Source organism: Micromonospora sp. HK10, assembly GCF_000982955.1.
Taxonomy (GTDB): Bacteria; Actinomycetota; Actinomycetes; order Mycobacteriales; family Micromonosporaceae; genus Micromonospora.
The window spans coordinates 41,466-60,181 of the sequence record NZ_KQ058701.1; the positions used below are offsets into that span (position 1 = coordinate 41,466).

Sequence of the window (18,716 nt, forward strand, 5' to 3'; positions counted from 1 at the left end):
TATCGATTGTCAATCGGTACGGCGGAAGCCAGACGGCCCAGCGACGGCCCGGAGCCCTCATCGCCGGCATGCCACCGGGCATGTCACTCCCACAGGTCGGCATCCTCGTTGCCGGACGGGTCGGTCTCCTCCAGAGATTCATGGAGCCCTCCGATCTCGCGGCCCGTCGGGTTGCACTCCGCGTCCGTCTCGATCAGGTGCCAGCCGGGGTCGCTCTCGCGCGCGTTCGGGTCCCCGCCCTCGTCAAGAACGCCAACTGCGGCGACGATCGCCTCGTACGCTCCAGCTCGTGCGACCAGCAGCACATCGTGGGGATCCGCGCCTGCGTCAATCAGCCGCTGGGCGGCCGCAATGTCGCTCAGGGCGCTGGCATCCATCCAGGGAGATATCGCCTCCCGCCACAGAGCGCGCAGAACCATGAACCGAGCCAGCTGCGGAATGTTCTCGCTGATCTCCGACCTAGCCCATTCCTCCGGGTCTTGGGCTCCAAGCTGCTTGAACCTCGTTGCGAGTGATACAGCAGAATCCCGGACATCGGGCGGCAGAGTTGCCAGCCACTCGCCCCAGGTAGGCCAGGAAATCACCACGTGATCATGCCGTGGCCTCGTCGGCTAGCCAGCCCCAGCGCTCGGTGTGGCGCCTCTAGTTGCCAAGGGGAGATGACGTGCCGGAAACCGACCGCGTCGGTGTGAACTCTCGGCGAGCAGGTCGGAACGGGGTTGATGCGAGGTCAAACGGCCTGCTGCCGGCCTTCTCGGCCTGGTTGGGCTGGCACGGTTGCCGCGCTTCGCTGCTGTGCTGCTGGCATCACACCAGGCGCTGGATGCGGACCTTCGGGTGCTCGTTCCTGAGGTGGCCCTGCTTGTGCTGGCGGACCTGTTCGTCCCAGACCTCCTGGTCGTAGTCCGGGTCCGGTGGGATCCACTTGTGGGAGCCGTCGCCGTAGTGAAACTTCTCGTCACCTGGCCGGAGGATGCTCACCGGGTCCAGCCGAGGAAGCGCCGATGCAGCGTGCCGGCGGGCGCCCAGGTCAGGTCGGCGGTAGCGCGGACAAGCTGCGCCCCCATGTAGAGGGAGAGAGACACCGGGGCGTCCTCGAACTCTGCTCGCAGTTCCCGGCGTCGGGTCACGCACGGCCACGGTGCGCCACAGCCACCGCAACTCCAGATCGGCAGCACCGGCCCGTGGGCGGTCACTCGTCACGTCCCACGAGCGGATCGCGGTCGAGGTCGAGCGGCTCACCGTCCGCCGTCGGGTGGTGCTCCGTGCCTCGCGCCTCATCCAGGAGCCGCTGCCGCGCCGCTTCCCGCTCCGCGGCTTGGACGCGCTGCCCGACGCCTGGCAGAGGCCGCGTCGACGGGAGGCACCGGCCGGTGATCCATCCCAGAAGTCCGACAGTCACCGTCACGTCCGGCTCCTCCCTGTGGGGGAGCGCAGGTCACCGGCCGATGTGCCGTGTCCGCGCTCCGATGCAGTGAGGACCAGAGTCGCGCCACAAACGTCGTCGATCCAGACGGTGACCGTCCGCTAACCAGTTGTGCTGTCCGCTGATGGCCGGCGTCGGGGGGCGTACTCGGCGCACAGTTCACGTAAGGCCGCCGCCTCCGGCACCCCGGCCTGCTCGACCTTCGCCAGCAGCTCCGTCGCTCGCCACCAGTTCGACGGCACCACCCGCCCGGACACGACAGCCTCCGACCCGAGAGCGACCGCCTCGTCCGGCTGCCCGGAGGCAACCAGAGCAAGACCGAGGTCGAGACGGGCCGACGCAGAGCGGCGAGGCCGTGCACCTCCATCGCCGTCGGGGTCCAGGTCGGCCAGCACCGCCCTCGCCACCTGCTCGGCGCCCGGGTCACCCGCCCACGACAGGGTCGTGGCCGTGTACGCGGCAGCCTTGGCCGGGTCGTAGCGATAGTGGTGCTCGGCACGCTCCGGAACCGGCAGGTTGGCCGTCAGCCTCTCCACGCGGTCCAACGCTCGTCTGGTCTCACCCACGTCACCCATCCGCGCCCAGGCGCGCGCCTCCTGAGCAGTTGCCTGGATATAGGCGGAGCTGCCTTGCGGGGCGATCCGTTGGGCCTGTCGGGAAAGGTCGAGCGCTGCCCGGTAGTCGCCCTGGGTCAGCACGTCCCAGGCACGGGTCTCCAGGCACCATCCCCGGATCTCCGCATGCTCCGCGTGCTCGGCGAGGTCATGAGCAGCCCGCAGATGGGCAGCAGCCGCAGCCCGCTGTCTCAGGTCAATGTGCACGGTGGCCCGCAGCACCGCGAGCCACCCGCCGGCGACCAGCAGCCGGCGTTGCTGCGCAAGCGTGACGCGCCCATCCAGCAGCCGGCCCACATATGCCAGATGCCGCCGCACCAGCGGCAGGAGATCAGCCGGGGCCGTCGTCGGATAGGCGCTGGCCAGATCATCCACGCCCCGCTCGATACGGTCGAGCACATCCTTACCGACGTCGCTGGCCATGACCCTCGCGCGCAGCTCGCCGGCCTCAGCAGCATGGTCGATCGGCGCATCGACCATGCCGGCGAGCACGCCTCCGGCATCGAGAACCCGATCCAGGTGGCGCGCGGTATCGGCGGTCGGAGCCTTAACCCCCGTCTCCAGCTCGTGCAAGTGACTCTTGCTCCGATGGGTGAGCTGCCCGAGCGCCCGAAGCGACAGACCCCGTCGCTCCCGAAACCCACGCAGAGCTAGGCCGAAGCGCAGGTCGACGAATGAAGCCATACGCCGCTCCAAGCTGAAGGATCCGAGCGGACTCACCCGACCGCGACACAACTAGACACCGACGTCGACGGTACCCCTGTTAGCCAGCGAGCCGATGACCCCTCGCTTGTAAGTTCTGGGCGCTCCGTCCGGCCGGGTCCGTCCGTGTCCCCTGCCTCGGGCAACCGTCCGGCACCGGTCGGGAGAGGGCGGCTCCGTCCGCGCCGGTTGCTGTCATCGTTGCTGTGGGCAGCCGCACGCTGGCCCATCGGTCAGGTGGTCGTGTGGACACCGCTGGCATCGTCGAACCATAACGGAGCGGTGTAGAGGTCAGCGACTTCGGCTGCCGGCACCTTGGCCACCACGATGCCGAGGCGCCGTGCGTTGTTCGGTGTCCGCCAGTCGATCACCATCTGATCCTGCTCATCAGCGTCATGCCTCGACCAACACGTTGAAGAGAAGTTGCCCGTCCTCCTCGCTGTACGCGTCAGCCGCCAGCTCCATGACGCCACCAGACCGCAGGGTCACGATCCACCGACTGGGGATTCCCGCAGCGAACTCCACGGCAGCAGACACTAACTGTCTCCGGCGTACAGGTCGACTCGTCCGTCGCCCCCTGGTCAGCTGCCGACACATGGCCGGCCGGGTCCAGCGTGATGCCGTGGCAAGACAGCCGAACGTATGGATCTCGGCGCGACTGGACGCGATCCAACGCATCAGGGATGAACGGCAAGCCCGGCGATGGCTAACAGATCCTCCGCGGACATGTCCAGCGCCTCGGCCAGTTCCGCGACCAGAATCCGGTGTGGATTCCAACCGCCGCTGCGCACCATGCTGATCGTCGACATCGACCTGCCGCACCGTACGGCCATCTCCCGGACCGAGATCCCGCGCAGGTCCATCAGCGTGCCGAGCACCGAACCGAAAGGGTGCCGCTCCGGCACGCCCGCCGCGGCGGATGCCGGTCCGATGACGACGTCGCCCACCTTCGCCTGGAACCGGATCAGCAGGTCGTCGCTGAACCGGACCCGGGCGGACAACGGCACCGTGTCCCCGGCGCCGCGGCTGACCGTGCCAGGCACCGTCACCTCGGTGAACGTCGAAACGGCACGCGGTTCGTCCCGAGCGATCTCACACGGATGGGCGGGCTCGACCCGGGTCACCCGCCAGGCGCGGTCCCACCAGGGCCACTCGTCAAGCAGCTCGTTGAACCACGTCGGCAGGACCCCGAGATCCACCGGCGTCGGCGGCACCGGATGCACAATTCCTGGCCAGTACGTCAACGCCTCGATCACCGCGGGACTCAGCGCACGGTATGCCGGACTCACCGCCAGAGCGTAGCCATCGGTGGAGCGGCGGATCCACAGCGGAAGCCGAACAGCGGGTCCGCCATCGCTGTATGTAGCGCCCTGTCTGCGGCATGAGCGTGACTCGCGCTGGCGCTCGCGGTGGTGGTCAGGGCGAGGCGGCAGTGGCGATGATGCACATCGTCGCGGCGGGGATTCGGCACCTGCAAGATCATGTGCTCTGGGTTCGGTCGTGGCACATCGGCCAGGAGAGAGCGCCTGATCGTGGCTGGGTCGATGTCGACCGGAGTTGTCGCATCCGGGCCGCGTTGGGCGTAGCTACGGTGAGAGGCGGTCCACGAAGGCCCTGTCGCGACCACAGGAGTTGCCACCGATGACACATTCGCAGACCAAGGTCCACCGCATGTTCGAGCTCGTCGAGCCGATTGCCACCGTCACCTTCTCCGAGATGCCGAACGAGGCGTTCCTGGCCATCGGCATGCGCAACTACTGGGACGGATACTTCGCGGGCCGGGCCGCACCGCTGGGGCTGGCGCCGGCCGAGGTGGTGCACGCGGTCTTCTACAACTTCGCCGACGGCGAGGTGGCGCGCCACATCCCGTGGGTCTGGGGGAAGACCACCCCGCAGGAGGCGATCGCGGTGCGCGAGCGGGGCAGCGCCGCCGCGCTGCGGCAGAGGATCGGGCAGCTCGCCGACTCCCCCGATCTGGTGCGGGTCGCCGACCTCGCCACCCGGGCAGCGGTCAGCGCGCCGACCGAGGGCCGCGCGCTGTACGCCGGGCTCCGGGCGCTCGACGTGCCCACGGAACCGGTGGCCAGGCTCTGGCACGCGGCGACCCTGCTGCGGGAGCACCGCGGGGACGGCCACAACGCGGCCCTCCTGGCTCACGGCATCGGCGGCACCGAGGCCCACGTCCTGCTCGCTCTCTCCCTCGGCATGCGGGCGGAGGAGTTCGGCCGGATCCACCACCTGCCCAAGGCGCAGCTGACCGCTGTCATCGAGAGGCTGCGCGGTCGCGGCCTCGTGAGCGCCGCCGGCGGGTTCACCGACGCCGGCCGGGAGACCAAGGAGCGGATCGAGACCCTCACCGACGAGCTGGCGGCGCCGGCGTACGACGTGCTCACCGCCGAGGAGCTCGACGAGCTGGTCGCGGGGCTCGAGCCGATCGCCGCCGCGGTAAAGGCCGTCGACGACTGAGCGGGTGCATCAGGCGCTTGCAAGGGATCAGCAGCTCCGTGCGGTAGTCGGTCGCCAGCGCGACGGCGCGATTCTGCCGTTCGGCCTTCTCCTCGTCGGTGCGAGTCCGATTCGGTGAAGGGGACCGGTCCGAATTCGATCGACAGGTTGGTCGAGCCGGCCGTACCGTCGCGCGATGCGCCCCGGGGAGATCGTCGTAACGGTCCAGCAGGTCCGCGCCCTGATCGATGACCAGTTCCCCGCCTGGTCGGACCTGCCGATCGTGCCGCAGCCGTTGACCGGCACCGACAACGCGCTGTTCCGGCTGGGCGCCGACCTGACCGCACGGCTGCCCCGGGCGCCGTGGGCGGTCGACCAGGTGGCGACCGACGCGACCTGGCTCCCCCGGCTGGCGCCGCACCTGCCGGTGCCGGTGCCGGTGCCCGTCGCGGTCGGCCAGCCGGCCGGGGACTACCCGTGGCCGTGGACGGTCGTCCCGTGGCTGGACGGACGCAACCCGGAAGCCGGCCAGGACCACGCGGACCTGGCCGTCGACCTCGCCGGCTTCGTCCGCGCGATGATCGCGATCGAGCCGATGGACGGGCCGGTCAAGGAGGGCATCGTGCGTGGCGTGCCGCTGGCGCGGCGGGACGAGCTGACCCGCCGGTCGATCGCCGCGCTGGGCGACCGCATCGACGGGCGCGCGGTCACCGCGGCCTGGGACGAGGCGATGGCGGCCGACGAGTGGCCCGGGCCGCCGGTCTGGCTGCACGCTGACCTGCTGGCCGGCAACCTGCTGGTCGACCGGGGCCGACTCGTCGGCGTGATCGACTTCGGCGGGTTGGGCCGCGGCGATCCGGCGGTCGAGGTGCGGCCGGGCTGGAACCTGTTCGACGCCCGCGCGCGGGCCGCCTACCGGGAGGCGCTCGGCTTCGACGAGGCGACTTGGGTGCGCGGCTGGGGCTGGATGCTCTCGGGCTCGCTCTACTGGCTGGCCGACCTGTGGGACTCGATCAGCGCGGACGACCGCGACGACACGATCCGCTCCATCGGGTACATCGTGCGGCACCGCCACGACTGACCTTCGGTGTGAACTGTCGGCGGGCCGGTCGGATCAGGCTTGATGCGAGGTTAGAGGGCCTGGTGAGGCTGGTCTCGACCGGGTTCGGCTGGCACGGTTGCTGTACTTCGCTGCTGTGCTGCTGGCATGGGCTGGCCGGTTTCCCTGGTCCAGCCGAGGAAGCGGCGGTGCAGCACGCCGGCCGGCGTCCAGGGCATGTCCTCGGTGGCCTGGACGAGATAGCTTCCGAGGTAGAGGGCCAGCGACACTGGAGCGTCCGAGTACTCCGCCCGCAACTCCCGCTTCCGAGTCGGGCAGGGCCAGGGCAGGCCGCAGCCCCCGCAGCTCCAGATCGGCATGACCGGGCCGTGGGTGGTCACCGCGCACCCTCCAGGAACCGCGCGGTGATCGCCCGCGCCTGCCGACTCGTCGCCCATTTCACCTGCCAGCACGGGTACGGGGTCAGCCGCGCCCACCACGCTCGGCAGCCGACACACAGACCGTCGAGCCCTCGTACATGAACCGCGACGATCGCCTGTTCCTGCTCGCTGGTCACTGCTCACCCTCCGACGGCCAGTGGCCGCGATTGATCGGAATCCGATGCCGGGCGCGGCAGGGCAGGTCGGACCCACAGCGGCAGATGCGCCGCCAGAGCCGCCACGACCACACCGGCCGGTGCCTGCGGGCAAGAGTTAGCGCGGTGGCCGAAAGGTATTCGTCATACGAAACGCGCCGCACGGACCCTCCCTCGCTCACGAACGAGGGCGGCGTCCTGCCCCCGAAGCTGAGGGGGACGCGGCGACCAGGCGACACCCGCACCGCCCGCCGCATCCCGTGAGCAGGAAGCTACGGTGGGTCGCGGAGCGGAATGGGTAAGGTTCCTACCCCTGAATCACGAGAGCAGCCCGACCTTGACCGCGAGGTCACGCGCGTCGTCACGGGTGGAGCGTGGGCCGTCGAGCAGGTCCAAAGTGATCTGGCGGGCATACCCGTTGAAGCGGATCGTCTCCGGGGCCGACTCGTATGCCTGCCGCAGGGTCGTCACGGCCGCTACCTTGTCGTCCTTGCCGTAGTGCGCCCGAGCGACCTCGATGAGGTGGCGTGCCCGGCGCGGCCTCGATGGAATCGCCGCCGAATCATGTCGGCGTGCCTGCCGTACCGCCTCACCGGACTTCTGCAACTCGACCGCCACGGTCACCGCATGAGCGCCCATGATGACCCGGGAGAACGACGTTTGCGGCTGATAGAAGCGTTCCGGCAGACGCTGCGCCACCCGGTCCGCGCGATCCCAGTACCGCCAGGCCCGGCCTTCCTCGCCCGCACGAGCGGCGGTGTACGCGGCCTCGAAGTTGAGCGCACCCCACAACGCCAGCAGGTTCGTGCCCGCTTCGGCCACCTTCGGCTCCAGAGCCGACAGGACGTCGTGCGTTACCGCCATGGCGGTGTCCCAGTCCCCGGCGTCCCGATGCACCTGGCACAGGAACCATGCCGCGAGGGCCACCGCCTCCGGGTCACCGGAATCCTGCGCCGCCACCATCGCCCGGTCAGCTACCCGCCACAACAACTCGGCAGCCGGCTGGTACGCAAGGAACATCTGCGTCAACCCGAACGTCTCCGCCAACAGCGCCTGCGCCTGCCGACGCTCAACGCCCTCGTACACCAGCGCGGCGCGCTGCACGTCGTGCAGGAGTCTCGGCAGTAGCCCACCCAGCACCGTTCGGTGATCGGACGCCTGGTGGCGCGCCCGCCACGCCACCGCAAGCCGCTCCCGCAAGCTGGTCAACGACTCCACCGCAGCCTCGTCGGAGAGCACGACACGGTTCACGGCGTCCCGCACCGACGCCAGCGCCGGATGCTCAGGCCCGTTCACCACAGCGGACCGGTCGCTGAGCTCGCCGGCCAGTGCGGACACGTCGACCTTTAGGGCACGCGCGATGCGATCCAGCATGTGAATGCGCGGCGGCAGGATCCGGTCGGTCTCCACCGCCTTGACCCACTCGGCGCTGCGACCCACCAACCCACCGAGCACCGCACGAGTCTTCCCGGACCGCTCCCGGTAGACCTTCAACCGCTGCCCGAAGGTCAACTCCGGCAAGGAATCCATCCCGAACCTCCTCGTAGCGCGGGATGCACCATCGGCACCCGGCCACCGTGGCACCAACGCTACCGGGCTGACTGTCGGCCCAGAACCCTTCGCCCAACGCGCGTCACCCCCCACATCCGCCTGACGATGCCTGGCCCACCCGCTCGTCAGCTCGGTGCGTCGCGTCCCGCAGGCGTCCGGCGCGGCTGCCCGCTCGGAGCCTCAGCCGTGACGGTGCTCGTCGGCGTCGGTCGCCGTATCAAGGGATCAGCAGCTCCGTGCGGTAGTCGGCGGCCAGCGCGGCGGCGCGATTCCGGCGTTCGGTCTGCTCCTCGTCGCTGAGAGCCGGCGCCGGTGCCGTGGGCCCGTCGACCGGGTCGCCGACGCGCAGGAAGTACTCGTCCTGCCCGGCCGGTGTGCACATACACAGCAATCGTGCGGGCTGGTCGAAGGAGTTGCGGAAGAAGTGCGGCGCGTTCGCCGGGATGTTGATCGTCTCCCCGGCCCGCACCGTGGTCCGCTCGCCCCGAAAGGTGACCTCCACCGCCCCGTCGAGCAGGGTGAACATCTCCTCGAAGTCGTGCCGGTGCGGCGGCGGTCCACCGCCCGGCGGTACCCGCATCTCGATCAGGCAGTACCGGCCTGCGGTCTGCTCCCCGGTGACCAGGATGGTGTAGGTGCCGCCCGCGATGGCAACGTGCTGGAGGTTGAGGTCATCGGGCCGGGCGTGGACGAGGGTACGGGCTGGATCGTCGGCTGGAATCGCACCGTTGACCACCGGCATTCTCCTCGATCGTCGGGTCTGCGAGTCGGTACCCCCTCATAGCCGTCGAGACCGCGCCTAAACCGGTGCCCGCGACCGGATGTGCACCAAGGCCGCCGCCCGCCAACTGTCCGACAACCCACCCGGCCCGAGTCCGAAGCGGTCATCGTCGGTTTAGCTGGCGACACCTCCGGCCAGGTGCTCGCGTACGCTGCGCGGGCGCAGGTCGGTCCAGGTGCGCTCGACGAACGCCAGGCACTCCTCCCGGCTGCCGGCGCAGCCCGTCTCCCGCCAGCCGGCCGGGACCTGCTTGTGCCGGGGCCAGAGCGCGTACTGCTCCTCGTCGTTGACCAGGACCCGGTGCTCGTCAGACATCGCCGTTCCTCTCCTCGTGTCGGGCCAGATGCAGCTCGCGGGCCAGGCGCTCCGGGGAGAGCGCGCGGATCTCCGCGAGCAGGTCGGTGAGCGGGTCGTCCGCGTCGTCGGCGGGCGCGCGGGGCGCCGGCGTGGCCAGTGCGTCGCCGGCGGGCTCGTGGGCCGCCGGCGCGGCCAGCGCGGCGACGGCCCGGGCCAGGCCCGCCGGGGTGGGCGACTCGAAGATGGCGCCCGGCGGCAGGTCGACGCCGAGCGCGTCGCGGATGCGGGCCACCACCCGGGTACCCAGCAGCGAGTGCCCGCCGAGTTCGAAGAAGTCGTCGTGCGGGCCGACGTCGTCGACCCCGAGCAGCTCCACCCAGATGCGGCGGACCACCTCGTACGCGTCGTCGCGGTCCCCGCCGGCCGTCGAAGGGGCCGCCGGATCCGGCACGCCAGCCGTCGAGGCGCGGACCTGGGCCAGCGCGGAGGGCAGGCCCGGTGTCGAGCTCGCCAGCGGGTCCACCCAGTGCCGCTGCCGGGCGAACGGGTACGTGGGCAGCGGCACCCGGCGACGCCCGCCGTCCGCGGCGTCCGGGGCCAGCGCCACGCCGCCCAGCCAGAGCCGGCCGAGCGCGGTGGCCACCGCGACGTCCTCCCCGGCCGGGGAACGGTCGGCCGGAAGGGTGGTGACCACCGTGCTCCCCCGGGCCGCCGGGTGCTGCCGGGCCAGGGTGGCCAGGGTGCGGCCCGGGCCGACCTCGGCGAGGGCGTAGCGCTGGGCGAGCAGCAGCTCCACCCCGGCGCTGAAGGCCACCGGCCGGCGCAGTTGCCGCACCCAGTAGTCCGGGTCGGTGGCCTCGGCGTCGGTGAGCCAGCGACCGGTCACGTTGGACACCACCGGCAGGGTGGGCGGCCGCAGCGGCACGGTACGCAGGTGCGCGGCGAACGCGGGCAGCGCGCCGTCCATCAGGGCCGAGTGGAAGGCGTGTGAGGTGCGCAGCTCCCGGCAGGCGACCCCGCGCTCGCGCAGCGCGGCGGCGAGCGCGGCGACCGCCGCCGGCTCGCCGGAGACGGTGCTGAGCCGGGGCGCGTTGGCGGCGGCCACCGACACCGAGGGCGGCAGCAGCGCGGCCACCTCGTCGGCGGGCAGCTCCACGGAGAGCATCGACCCGGCCGGCTGGGCCTGCATGAGCCGGCCGCGTACGGCGACGGTGGCGAGCGCGTCGGGCAGCGTGAAGACGCCGGCCAGGCAGGCGGCCACGTACTCGCCGAGGCTGTGCCCGGCCAGCGCCGCCGGTCGCAGCCCCCGGTGGCGCAGCAGCTCGGCGAGGGCGTACTCGACGGCGAACAGGGCCGGCTGGGTCAGCCGGGTCTCGTCCAGCTCGCCGCTGGCCGGCGGCGCGTCGCCGGGCGGGCAGAGCAGCGCCCGCAGGTCCCGGTCGAGGTGCGGCCGGAGCAGCTCGGCGCAGCGGTCGAGGGCGGCCCGGTAGACCGGCTCGGTGCGGTAGAGGGTGCCGCCCATCCCGGCGTACTGGGCCCCCTGGCCGGGGAAGAGCAGCGCGACACCGGCCGGTTCGCCGGCCAGGCCGGTGCGGACCAGCGCGCCGTCGGGGTCGGCGAGCTGGGCGGCGGCCTCCTTGGCGCTGCCGGCGACGGTGACCAGGCGGTGCGGGAACTCCCGCCGGGTGCCGCGCAGGGTGTGCGCGACGTCAGCGAGCGGCAGGTCGGGCTGCTCGGCGAGGTGGGCGGCGAGCCGGGTCCGGGCCCGGTCCAGCGCGTCGGCGTCCCGGGCGGAGAGGACGAGCAGCCGCGGCCCCTCCGGTGCGGGCGCGGCCGGCGCGACGGCCGGGGCGGCCTCCAGCACCACGTGGGCGTTGGTGCCGCCGATGCCGAAGGAGCTGACCGCCGCGCGCGGCGGCGCGCCGAGGTCCGGCCAGGGCAGCGGCGCGGTGTTGACCCGGAACGGCCCGCCGGCCAGGCCCGGGTGCGGTTCGGTGCAGTACGGGCTGGGCGGCACCACCCGGTGCTGCAGCGCCAGCACCGCCTTGATCAGCCCGGTGACCCCGGCGGCGACGTCGAGGTGGCCGACGAGCGACTTGACCGAGCCGAGCGCGCAGCGGCCGGGCGCGACGCCGCGGAACGCCTCGCCGAGCGCCCGCAGCTCGATCTGGTCGCCCAGGTCGGTGCCGGTGCCGTGCGCCTCGACGTACCCGATGGTCGCCGGGTCCACCTCGGCGACCTGCTGGGCGGCGCGGATCACCGCGACCTGCCCGTCCACGCCCGGCGCGGTGAAGCCCACCTTCACCCGGCCGTCGTTGTTGACCGCCGAGCCGCGGATCACGGCGTGGATCGGGTCGCCGTCGCGGCGGGCGTCGGCGAGCCGGCGCAGCACGACCAGGGCGGCGCCGTCGCCGCCGACGGTGCCGGTGGCGCGGGCGTCGAACGGGCGGCAGTGCCCGTCCCGGGACATGATGCCGCCCGGCTCGTACCGGTAGCCGGTGCCGCCGGGCAGCCGGACGTGCGCGCCGCCGGCCAGCGCCACGTCGCATTCGCGGGCCAGCAGCCCCTGCACCGCCAGGTGCACCGCGACCAGCGAGGAGGAGCAGGCGGTCTGCACCGCCACCGCCGGGCCCCGCAGGTCCAGGTGGTACGCCACCCGGGTGGGCAGCGAGTCCTTGTCGTTGGCGAGCATCAGCTCGTACTCGGAGACCGCGTCCAGCGCCGGGTTGCGGAACAGGTGGTGCAGCAGATAGCCGCTGGCCGCGCAGGCGGCGTAGACGCCGACCAGCCGGTCCGGGTCGCCGGTCAGGTGGCCGGACCGCTCCAGCGCGGCCCAGGCGCACTCCAGGAAGAGCCGCTGCTGCGGGTCGATGAGCCGGGCGTCGCGGGGTGAGTAGCCGAAGAAGGCGGCGTCGAAGCGGTCCACCTCGGGCAGTGCGCCGTGCGCGGGCACGTGGTCGGGGTGGGCACGGTCGGCCTCGCTGAGCCCGGCCGCGGCCAGCTCCGCCGGGGTGAACCGGGTGATGGTCTCCCGGCCGGCCAGCACGGTCCGCCACAGCTCGTCGACGTCGCCGCCGCCGGGGAAGCGCCCGGCCAGCCCGACGACGGCGATCTCCAGCCCGGTCTCCTGCTCGGTCATGGCCGTCCCTCCCCCACCGGCACCCGCCGGGCCCGCCGGGCCCGGTCGGCCAGCGCCTGCTTGCGTTCGTCCCGGCGCCGGCCGGCGTCCGGGTCCCCGGCCGGTACGTCCGCCGGTGTCGCGTCCGCGCCGCCGAGGTGGCGGGCCAGCAGCGCGACGGTCGGGTGCCGGAACAGCTCGACGGCGGGCACCGGCCGGCCCAGCCGTTCGGTCAGCCGGGTCTGCACCCGGGCCAGCAGCATCGAGGTGCCGCCGAGGTCGAAGAAGTTGTCGTGCGCGCCCACCTCGGCCAGCCCGAGCACCTCCCGCCAGGTCTCCGCGACGGCCCGCTCCAACTCCCCCGTCGGGGCGACGTACGCGCCGGCCGGGCGGGTCGGCGCGGGTGCCGGCAGCCGGCGTGGATCGAGCTTGCCGCTGGCCGTCATCGGCAGGTCGGACACCGGCACGAGCGCCGCCGGCACCAGGTAGCGGGGCAGCTGGCAGAGCAGTTCCCGGCGGATCTCCTCCACGTCCAGCCCGTCGCCGACCAGGTAGCCGACCAGCCGGCGACCGCCGGGGCTGTCGGTGCGGACCACGGCGGCGGCCCGGCGCACCCCGGGACAGTCGCGCAGCCGCGCCTCCACCTCGCCCAGCTCGATCCGGTACCCGTTGATCTTGACCTGGTCATCGGCCCGGCCGAGGAAGACCAGCTGCCCGTCGGCACGCCAGCGGACCAGGTCGCCGGTGGCGTACATCCGCTGGCCCGGGACGTACGGGTCGGGCCGGAACCGCTGCGCGGTCAGCGCCGGGTCGCCGAGGTAGCCGCGGGCCACCCCCGCGCCGGCCAGGTGCAGCTCCCCCGGCACGCCGGGCGGCACCGGGCGCAGCTCGGCGTCGAGCACGTAGCCGCGCACCCCGGCCAGCGGCCGGCCGATCGGCAGCTCCCCGTCGTCCGGACCGCAGCGGGCGGCGGTGGCGGTGACGGTGGCCTCGGTCGGGCCGTACCCGTTGATCAACAGCCGGCCGCGCGACCAGGCGGCGGCGACGTCCGGGGCGCAGGGTTCGCCGCCGACGGTGAGCACCCGCAGCCGCGGCACGGCCGCCGGGTCGAGCGCGTCGAGGACCACCGGCGGCAGGTCGGCGACGGTGATCCGGTGCCGTACCAGCGCGGCGGCCAGGTCGGGGCCGGGGGTGCGCTCGTCCGGGCCGAGCAGGCGCAGGGTGGCGCCCGCGGTGAGCGCGGTGACCAGGTCGGACAGGGACACGTCGAAGCTGACCGAGTGGAACTGCAGCACCCGGTCGTCGGGACGGACGCCGACCAGTCGCGCCTGCGCCTCGGCCAGGTTGCGCAGCCCTCGGTGGGTGCCGACAACGCCCTTCGGGCGGCCGGTGGAGCCGGAGGTGTAGATGAGGTAGGCGGCGGCGTCCGGATGCGGGCTGGGCAGCGCGGCGGTGCCCGGAGCCGGCTCGCCCGCGACCGGTCCTTCGCGCGGGACGACCTGCCCGGCCGGCTCGTCCAGGCGCAGCAGCGGGGCGTCGGCGTCGGGCAGCGCCTCGACGGCCCCGGCGGCGGTGACCACCAGCCGCGCGTCGGCGTCGGCGAGCAGGTGGGCCAGCCGGGCCGCCGGCAGCTGCGGATCCAGCGGCAGATAGACCCCGCCGGCCCGGAGCACGGCGAGGAACGCCACCACCCACTGCGGACCGGCCGGCAGGCAGACCCCGACGGTGTGCTCGTCGCGTACGCCGCGGCCGCGCAGGGTGCGGGCCAGCCGGGTGGCCGCCGCGTCCAGCTCGGCGTAGCTCAGCGTCCGGTCCAGGTACGCCACCGCGACCGCGTCCGGGGCGCCGGCGGCCCGGCGGGCGACCAGCTCGGGCAGGGTGAGCCGGTCGTCGACCGGGGGCGCGGTGGCGGCCCAGCGGTCCACCAGCTCCCGGCCGGCGGCCGGGCCGAGCAGCGGCAGCCGGTCGACCGGGGTGTCCGGGTCGGTGAGCGCGGCGGTGAGCAGGGTGTCGAGCTGGTCGGCGAGGGCGCGGGCGGTGCCCTCGTCGAAGAGCCGGGTGCGGTACTCGACCCGGCCGTCGATGCGCCCGTCGTGCGGGATGACCGTCAGCGTCAGGTCGAACATGGAGGTGCCGGTGTGCGTCTCGCCGCTGGCCAGCACGGTGAGCCCGGGCAGGGCGAGCCGGTCCTCCCAGCCGTCCTCCACGGCGAACATCACCTGGGCGAGGGGGTGCCGGCCCGGGTCGCGCTCGGGTCGCAGCTCCTGGACCAGGGCGTCGAACGGCACCGGGTCGGTGAGCGCGCTGAGCGCCCGGTCCCGGAGCTGGTCGAGCAGGCCGGCGAAGGTGAGCCCGGCGTCGAGCCGGCTGCGCAGCACCAGGGTGTTCACGAAGAAGCCGACGGCGGTCTCGCTGTCCAGGGTCTGCCGGTTCGCCACCGGGGTGGCGATGAGCAGGTCGGCCTGCTGACTGCGCCGGTGCAGCAGCGCCGCCCAGCCGGCCGCGAAGATCATGTACGGAGTGGCGCCGGTGCGCCGGCCCGCCTCCGCGACCAGCTCGGCGAGGGCGGGCGGCCAGCAGAACTCGATCTCGTGCCCGGCGTCCTCCAGCTCGGCCGGGCGGGGCCGGTCGGTGGGCAGGTCCAGCCCGGGCGGCGCGCCGGCCAGCGTGTCCCGCCACCAGTCCAGCCGCCGGGCCAACTCGGCCGGGTCGAGCAGCCGGTCCTGGCGCAGCGCCGCCGGGACGTCCCGGGGCACCGGCGGCAGCGCGGGGGCCTGCCCGGCGCGCAGCGCCGCGTACGCGGTGGAGAGCTCGTCGAAGAGCAGCCCCATGCTCCAGCCGTCGCAGACCACGTGGTGCAGGGACAGCAGCAGCGTCCAGTCGGCCGGGCCGGTGCGGCACAGGGTGGCCCGCACCAGCGGGCCCCGGGCCAGGTCGAACGGGCGGACCGCCTCGGCGGTGGCGTACCCGTCCAGCTCGTCCGGGGCGAGGTCGACCACCGGCACCGGCAGCCCGGCCGGCGGCAGCACCAGCTGGTGTGGCTGCCCGTCCAGCGGCACGAAGACGGTACGCAGCGCCTCGTGCCGGGCCACCACCAGGTCCAAGGCAGCGCGCAGCGCGGCCACGTCCAGCTCGCCGCGCAGGTCCACCCGGTACGGCACGTGGTAGGCGGGGCTGTCCGGGCGCAGCTGGGCCAGCAGCAGCATCCACTCCTGGGCGGCGGTGAGCGGGTGCACGCCGTAGCGGTCGCCGTCGGCACGGACCGCGGCCAGGAACGCCCGGCGCCGCTCGGGCGGCAGCGCGTCGACCCGGCGGCGCAGCTCGTCCGGGTCCAGCGGGCCGCTCACCGCGCGCCCGCACCGTGTTCGAGCTGGTCGAGCAGGCCGGCCAGATCGGCCGCGGGCGGCCCGTCGGGCAGCGGTTCGGCCGGGCCGGCCACGGTGACCGGCCGGCCCGCCGCGGCGGCGATCTCGTCGGCCGCGGCGGCCAGCGCGGCGACCGTCGGGTGGTCGAAGACCAGCCGCAGCGGCACCTCCGCCCCGATCGCGGCCGACAGCCGGGACCGGACCCGGGTCGCCTTGAGCGACCGTCCACCGAGGTCGAAGAAGTCGTCGTCGCGGCCGTGCACCGGCACCCCGAGCACGTCCTGCCAGATCTCGGCCACCGCCCGCTCGGTCGGGGTCAGTACGGCCTCCGGTGCGGGCCCGGCGGTCGGCCCGGGGTCGGGCAACGCCGGCCCGGTGGCCGCCCCGGGGTCGGGCAGCGCGGCCGCGTCGACCTTGCCGTTGCGGTTGAGCGGCAGCGCCGGCAGCGGCACGAACACGGCCGGCACCAGGTGGTCGGGGAGCTGCTCGCGGGCCCGGGCGCGGATCGCCGGCAGGTCCGCCCCGGCGGCGGGCACCACGTACGCGACCAGCCGGGCGTCGCCGGCGCCGTCCCGGTCGGCCCGGACGTACGCGTCGTCGACCAGCCCGCCGCCGCGCAGCGCCGCGGTCACCTCGCCCGGCTCGACCCGGTACCCGCGGATCTTCACCTGCTGGTCGGCCCGGCCGACGAACTCGATCAGCCCGTCCGGGCGCTGCCGCACCAGGTCCCCGGTGCGGTACAGCCGGCCGCCGGGGCGCGGCCCGAACGGGTCGGGCAGGAATGTCTCCGCCGTCTGCCCGGGCCGGCCGAGGTAGCCGCGGGCGACCCCGTCGCCGCCGATGAACAGCTCGCCGAGCACTCCCGGCGGGACCGGCTGGAACAGGTGGTCGAGCACGTACACCCGGGTGTTGGCGACCGGGCCGCCGATCGGCACCACCGGGTCGTCGTCGGCGAGCCGGGCGCAGTCGTACGTGGTGGTGTAGGTGGTGCCCTCGGTCGGGCCGTACCCGTTGACCAGGGTGGTGTCCGGGCAGGCGGCGCGCAGCCGGCGCACGGCGGTCGGGTCGGCCTGCTCCCCGCCGAAGGTGAGGTAGCGCAGGGCGGCCAGCGCGTCGGGCGCCTCGGTGGCCAGCTGCCGGGCCACCGAGGTGGCCAGGAACATCATGGTCACGCCCTGCTCGCGCAGCCGCCGGCGCAGCCGGTCCGGCACGATGACGTCGTCGATGTCCAGGTCGGCCAGGCAGGCGCCGTTGAGCAGCGCGCCCCACACCTCCAGGGTGGCCGCGTCGAAGGACATCGTCGCGGCCTGCCCCATCACGTCGTCGGGGCGTACGGTCAGGTAGTCGGTGTCGCGGACCAGCCGGACGATGTTGCGGTGGCTGACCCCGGTGCCCTTGGGCCGGCCGGTCGAGCCGGAGGTGTACATCACGTAGGCGAGCTGGTCGGGGTGGACGGTGACCGGGGGCGGCGCGTCCGGGCCGTCGCCGGTGGCGCCGTCCACGGCCAGCCGGGGGGTGCCGTCGGCGGGCAGCCGGTCGGCCAGCGCGGCCGGGTGCAGCAGCACCGCCGGGCGGGCGTCCGCGCACATCAACGCCAGCCGCTCGACCGGGTAGCCCGGGTCCAGCGGCAGGTACGCCGCCCCGGCCTTGAGCGTGGCCAGGGCGGCCACCACCCAGCCGGCGGTGTCGGCGAAACAGAGCCCCACCAGGGACTCCGCGCCGACGCCGAGGGCGCGCAGCCGCCCGGCCAGCCGGTTCGACCGCCGGTCCAGCTCGCGGTAGCTGAGCACCCGGTCGCCGTCGCGCAGCGCCGGGGCGTCCGGGCGGCGGGCGGACCACTCGGCGAACAACTCCGGCACCGACCGGTCCCGCGGGTACCCGGTGTCGGTGGCGTTGACCGCGAGCACGCTGCGCCGGTGGGTCTCGTCGTCCAACAGGGACAGGTCGGAGAGCCGCCCGTCGCGGCGGTCCCGCAGCCGGGCCAGGAGCAGGGCCAGCTCCGCGGCGACCGGTTCGGCGTGCCGGTGCCGCACGGTCAGCGTCCCGTCGGCGGCCACGCTGAGCCGCAGCTCGCCCCGGGCCCCGGCGGGCAGCGGGTCGGGCCCGATCGACACCACCGGCCGGTCCGCCGCGCCCCTCGGCGCCGGACCGTCCCCGGTCCCGGCGTCGGCCGTCGCGGCGTCGCCGGTCCCGGCGTCGGCGGTCCCGGCATCGGCGGTCCCGGCGTCGGCCGTCGCGGCGTCGCCGGTCCCGGCGTCGGCCGTCGCGGTGTCGCTCGCGGCAGCGGTCGCCGAATCGGCCGCGGCGGCATCGGTTCCGGCGTCGGCATCCCGGGCGACCGGGTCGCCGGTCGCGGCGTGGACCAGGTCGCGCAGCTCGCGCCAGGTCGGATCGGCGGGCAGCCGCAGCGGCAGCGGCCGCCAGCCGTTGCCGGCCGGCACCTCCGCGAGCAGCTCCCGCCGGCCGGTGCGGCGGCGCAGCAGGGCGAGCAGCCCGGCCAGCGCGACGACCAGGGACTCGTCCGGCCCGGCCAGCAGCGCCACGACGGCCACGCCGGGGCCGGTCGGGGCCGGCGGGTACGGCAGCTCGGGCGGCTCCGGCAACGCGCGGACCTGCGGCTGTTCGGTCATCGGATCTCATCCCCGATCGGCAGGCGACATGCGACGTCGGGGATTCTGCGCGGCGCGGGTGCCGGTTGCTTGTACGGCCACTGCGGGTGCCGTTCGGCCACCCTGACGGAACTCTGAGCGTCGGCATAAGCCAGTAGCGCATAGCAGTCAGTA

16 protein-coding genes are annotated in these 18,716 nt (G+C 73.8%); 2 read left to right on the forward strand and 14 right to left on the reverse strand.

The annotated features are described in order from the left end of the window. Positions 1–83: 83 nt before the first annotated feature. From LQ51_RS05270 to LQ51_RS05295, 6 genes are all read right to left on the reverse strand, one after another. On the reverse strand, positions 84–584 hold the full coding sequence (locus LQ51_RS05270; protein WP_156312976.1) for a hypothetical protein: 501 nt from the start codon (positions 582–584) through the stop codon (positions 84–86). Between the two features lie 223 nt (positions 585–807). Beyond that, a complete protein-coding gene (locus tag LQ51_RS33275) occupies positions 808–981 on the reverse strand; it encodes a hypothetical protein (RefSeq protein WP_197087533.1) in 174 nt (57 codons plus the stop codon). Then, positions 978–1,130, reverse strand: coding sequence for a hypothetical protein (locus tag LQ51_RS05275; RefSeq protein WP_231605389.1), 153 nt, complete (start codon positions 1,128–1,130; stop codon positions 978–980). The genes LQ51_RS33275 and LQ51_RS05275 overlap by 4 nt, the downstream gene beginning before the upstream one ends. Before the next feature lie 397 nt (positions 1,131–1,527). Beyond that, complete coding sequence (locus tag LQ51_RS05285) at positions 1,528–2,724, reverse strand: helix-turn-helix domain-containing protein (RefSeq protein ID WP_046563554.1); 1,197 nt, start codon at positions 2,722–2,724, stop codon at positions 1,528–1,530. Between the two features lie 251 nt (positions 2,725–2,975). Beyond that, positions 2,976–3,116: a hypothetical protein gene (locus tag LQ51_RS33280; RefSeq protein WP_197087534.1), complete on the reverse strand. Its 141-nt coding sequence runs from the start codon at positions 3,114–3,116 to the stop codon at positions 2,976–2,978. A 303-nt stretch (positions 3,117–3,419) separates the two neighbouring features. Beyond that, positions 3,420–3,998, reverse strand: coding sequence for a helix-turn-helix domain-containing protein (locus LQ51_RS05295; protein ID WP_046563524.1), 579 nt, complete (start codon positions 3,996–3,998; stop codon positions 3,420–3,422). A gap of 385 nt (positions 3,999–4,383) precedes the next feature. On the opposite strand from LQ51_RS05295, the gene LQ51_RS05300 reads away from it, so the two are divergent. Both LQ51_RS05300 and LQ51_RS05305 read left to right on the forward strand, forming a co-directional pair. Then, entirely contained in the window at positions 4,384–5,208 is an 825-nt protein-coding gene (locus tag LQ51_RS05300) for a MarR family winged helix-turn-helix transcriptional regulator (protein WP_046563525.1), read from the forward strand. Between the two features lie 175 nt (positions 5,209–5,383). Then, positions 5,384–6,268, forward strand: coding sequence for an aminoglycoside phosphotransferase family protein (locus tag LQ51_RS05305; RefSeq protein WP_046563526.1), 885 nt, complete (start codon positions 5,384–5,386; stop codon positions 6,266–6,268). Positions 6,269–6,318: 50 nt separating this feature from the next. Here the strand turns inward: LQ51_RS05305 and LQ51_RS33715 are convergent, their stop codons facing one another. From LQ51_RS33715 to LQ51_RS05335, 8 genes are all read right to left on the reverse strand, one after another. Further along, positions 6,319–6,627: a hypothetical protein gene (locus tag LQ51_RS33715; RefSeq protein ID WP_082159278.1), complete on the reverse strand. Its 309-nt coding sequence runs from the start codon at positions 6,625–6,627 to the stop codon at positions 6,319–6,321. After that, a complete protein-coding gene (locus tag LQ51_RS31805; protein WP_082159279.1) occupies positions 6,624–6,803 on the reverse strand; it encodes a hypothetical protein in 180 nt (59 codons plus the stop codon). Before LQ51_RS31805 ends, LQ51_RS33715 begins: the two co-directional genes overlap by 4 nt. Positions 6,804–7,139: 336 nt before the next feature. Next, on the reverse strand, positions 7,140–8,351 hold the full coding sequence (locus tag LQ51_RS05310; RefSeq protein WP_046563527.1) for a helix-turn-helix domain-containing protein: 1,212 nt from the start codon (positions 8,349–8,351) through the stop codon (positions 7,140–7,142). Between the two features lie 238 nt (positions 8,352–8,589). Continuing rightward, positions 8,590–9,108: a cupin domain-containing protein gene (locus tag LQ51_RS05315; protein WP_231605401.1), complete on the reverse strand. Its 519-nt coding sequence runs from the start codon at positions 9,106–9,108 to the stop codon at positions 8,590–8,592. A 159-nt stretch (positions 9,109–9,267) separates the two neighbouring features. Beyond that, entirely contained in the window at positions 9,268–9,468 is a 201-nt protein-coding gene (locus LQ51_RS05320) for an MbtH family protein (RefSeq protein WP_046563529.1), read from the reverse strand. Beyond that, positions 9,461–12,589 carry a type I polyketide synthase gene (locus LQ51_RS05325; RefSeq protein ID WP_046563530.1) on the reverse strand — a complete coding sequence of 1,043 codons (3,129 nt, stop codon included), beginning with the start codon at positions 12,587–12,589 and terminating at the stop codon, positions 9,461–9,463. Before LQ51_RS05325 ends, LQ51_RS05320 begins: the two co-directional genes overlap by 8 nt. Further along, on the reverse strand, positions 12,586–15,915 hold the full coding sequence (locus tag LQ51_RS05330; RefSeq protein ID WP_052744758.1) for a non-ribosomal peptide synthetase: 3,330 nt from the start codon (positions 15,913–15,915) through the stop codon (positions 12,586–12,588). The genes LQ51_RS05325 and LQ51_RS05330 overlap by 4 nt, the downstream gene beginning before the upstream one ends. Continuing rightward, positions 15,912–18,563, reverse strand: coding sequence for a non-ribosomal peptide synthetase (locus tag LQ51_RS05335; RefSeq protein WP_052744759.1), 2,652 nt, complete (start codon positions 18,561–18,563; stop codon positions 15,912–15,914). The genes LQ51_RS05330 and LQ51_RS05335 overlap by 4 nt, the downstream gene beginning before the upstream one ends. Positions 18,564–18,716 lie beyond the last annotated feature (153 nt).

Bases quoted from the DNA above. Each gene is read 5' to 3' on its own strand.
- LQ51_RS05285 (WP_046563554.1), bottom strand. From the start codon at position 2,724: ATGGCTTCATTCGTCGACCTGCGCTTCGGCCTAGCTCTGCGTGGGTTT.
- LQ51_RS33280 (WP_197087534.1), bottom strand. From the start codon at position 3,116: ATGGTGATCGACTGGCGGACACCGAACAACGCACGGCGCCTCGGCATC.
- LQ51_RS05300 (WP_046563525.1), top strand. From the start codon at position 4,384: ATGACACATTCGCAGACCAAGGTCCACCGCATGTTCGAGCTCGTCGAG.
- LQ51_RS05305 (WP_046563526.1), top strand. From the start codon at position 5,384: ATGCGCCCCGGGGAGATCGTCGTAACGGTCCAGCAGGTCCGCGCCCTG.
- LQ51_RS05310 (WP_046563527.1), bottom strand. From the start codon at position 8,351: ATGGATTCCTTGCCGGAGTTGACCTTCGGGCAGCGGTTGAAGGTCTAC.
- LQ51_RS05320 (WP_046563529.1), bottom strand. From the start codon at position 9,468: ATGTCTGACGAGCACCGGGTCCTGGTCAACGACGAGGAGCAGTACGCG.
- LQ51_RS05325 (WP_046563530.1), bottom strand. From the start codon at position 12,589: ATGACCGAGCAGGAGACCGGGCTGGAGATCGCCGTCGTCGGGCTGGCC.
- LQ51_RS05335 (WP_052744759.1), bottom strand. From the start codon at position 18,563: ATGACCGAACAGCCGCAGGTCCGCGCGTTGCCGGAGCCGCCCGAGCTG.